Source organism: Psychrobium sp. 1_MG-2023 (genome assembly GCF_030689115.1).
GTDB lineage: Bacteria > Pseudomonadota > Gammaproteobacteria > Enterobacterales > Psychrobiaceae > Psychrobium.
The window spans coordinates 1-2,113 of the sequence record NZ_JAUYVJ010000065.1 but is presented as its reverse complement, the minus strand read 5'-3'; the positions used below and the strand labels follow the sequence as shown (position 1 = coordinate 2,113).

At 41.4% G+C, this 2,113-nt stretch carries 1 protein-coding gene and 3 tRNA genes; 1 reads left to right on the top strand and 3 read right to left on the bottom strand.

The genetic code is table 11. The annotated features are described in order from the left end of the window. The 3 genes from Q8W26_RS17755 to gltX form a co-directional block, all read right to left on the bottom strand. Window positions 1-76 (bottom strand) — tRNA-Glu (locus Q8W26_RS17755). 25 nt (window positions 77-101) lie between these two features. Next, window positions 102-177: transfer RNA gene (locus tag Q8W26_RS17750), tRNA-Ala, on the bottom strand. 88 nt (window positions 178-265) lie between these two features. After that, a complete protein-coding gene (gltX, locus tag Q8W26_RS17745; RefSeq protein ID WP_101213513.1) occupies window positions 266-1,675 on the bottom strand; it encodes a glutamate--tRNA ligase in 1,410 nt (469 codons plus the stop codon). Window positions 1,676-2,036: 361 nt separating this feature from the next. Here gltX and Q8W26_RS17740 point away from each other — a divergent pair. Further along, window positions 2,037-2,112: transfer RNA gene (locus Q8W26_RS17740), tRNA-Val, on the top strand. Window position 2,113 lies beyond the last annotated feature (1 nt).

The following is a 2,113-nucleotide window of genomic DNA, read 5'->3' as shown; positions in this document are numbered from 1 at the left end:
TGGCGTCCCCTAGGGGTTTCGAACCCCTGTTACCGCCGTGAAAGGGCGGTGTCCTAGGCCACTAGACGAAGGGGACACACTATTAGTAAATAATCAGTTTCTGGTGGAGCTATGCGGGATCGAACCGCAGACCTCTTCGCTGCCAGCGAAGCGCTCTCCCAGCTGAGCTATAGCCCCTCAACCGATTATATTGCTTAGGAAGATGACTCCTCCTTGACAACGAGGCGCATTCTAAGCACCCCTGAGGAAAGAGTCAACCCATTTTTTAAGAATTAATTCTGGCCGCTATAAATTTAACCGCTTCGCCGATTCTTTGAACGCTTCGAGCCTTTCCAATCAGTTTTAAGGTCAAATCTAGTGATGGCGACTGCCCTGCCCCTGTAACAGCAACGCGTAAAGGCATACCAACCTTACCCATACCCACTTCTAATTCAGATGCTGTATCTTCGATACACTGTTGTAACTGCTCTAATGACCAGTCATCTAACGCTTCTAATTTAGCGGCCACAAGCTGAAGTGGTTCCATAGCTACGCCACGTAAATGCTTTTTAGCTGCTGCGGCATCAAACTCTTCAAAGTCATGGTAATAACAGGTACTGGCTGTTGCTAACTCTTTTAAGGTATTAACACGCTCACCTAGTGCAGTAACTATCTCAGTTAATGCAGGTCCATTTGAAGTATCAATGTTCTGATCAGTCATATGCCATGCTAAATGTTTAGCTACATATTCAGGATCCATTGTTTTGATATAATGATTGTTTAGCCATAGTAGTTTTTCTGTATTAAAACCAGAAGCAGCTTTATTGATTGCATCTAGTGTAAATAACTCTTTCATCTCATCAACAGAAAACACTTCTTGATCACCATGTGACCAACCTAACCTGACTAGGTAGTTAAGTAAAGCTTCAGGTAAATAACCATCATCACGGTATTGCATTACACCAACTGCACCATGACGCTTAGATAATTTCTTACCATCGTCACCTAAAATCATTGATACATGTGCATATTCAGGAATTGGCGCATCTAATGCCTTTAGAATATTGATTTGACGTGGTGTGTTATTGATATGATCTTCACCACGTACAACGTGAGTAATGCCCATATCCCAATCATCAACAACCACACAAAAGTTATAAGTGGGGCTACCATCAGTACGTTGAATAATTAAATCATCTAACTCGCTATTTGCAACGGTGATAGTATCGCGAACATGATCATCAAAAGTCACTTCGCCCTCTAAAGGGTTTTTGAAGCGTATCACATGAGGGACATCGGTCGGCTGTTCTGCTAAATCACGGCAACGACCATCATAACGAGGCTTTTCGCCGTTGGCCATTTGCTCTTCGCGCATAGCGTCAAGGCGCTCGCTCGGACAATAACAACGATAAGCCTTTTCTTGTTCTAATAATTGAGCAATTAGTTCTTTGTAACGATCAAATCGTTTTGTTTGATAATAAGGACCTTCGTTCCATTCAAGGCCTAACCACTCCATTCCTTCCATAATGGCATCGATTGCTTCTTGAGTTGAGCGTTCAATATCAGTGTCTTCAATACGAAGTACAAATTCACCACCAAGTTTCTGGGCAACTAACCAAGAATAAAGCGCGGTACGTGCGCCACCAACATGCAAATAACCAGTGGGGCTAGGTGCAAAACGTGTTTTGATTGTCATAATCAATATTAACCTTATAAAAACAAACCAAATCAATGGTCGAAGTAGAAATGCTATTTAGACCTAAAAATATAAGTAGCAAAAATATAACTGAGCATTTTAACAAGATGCACAGTAACTACAATCAAGATCATTAACTATCTTGTAATAGACTGCATGACATCAAACTATCTTTTAGTGATTTGTCATATAAAGGCAGAACAAATCTGCTTACTAGCTGCGTACACCTAAAATTCAATCAAATTGGTTTAAAAGCCACCGCTTAAAAGTAATATTAAAAAAAACCGTTGACTCTAAAGTGAGTCTCTCTATAATACGCTCCCGAAACAACGAGATGTTTATCTTATTTGTTTTTAACCCTGGACGATTAGCTCAGTTGGGAGAGCATCGCCCTTACAAGGCGAGGGTCACTGGTTCGAGCCCAGTATCGTCCACCAT

What these genes read in the sequence shown, in the direction of transcription:
- gltX (WP_101213513.1), bottom strand. Translation starts at nt 1,675, where the DNA reads ATGACAATCAAAACACGTTTTGCACCTAGCCCCACTGGTTATTTGCAT.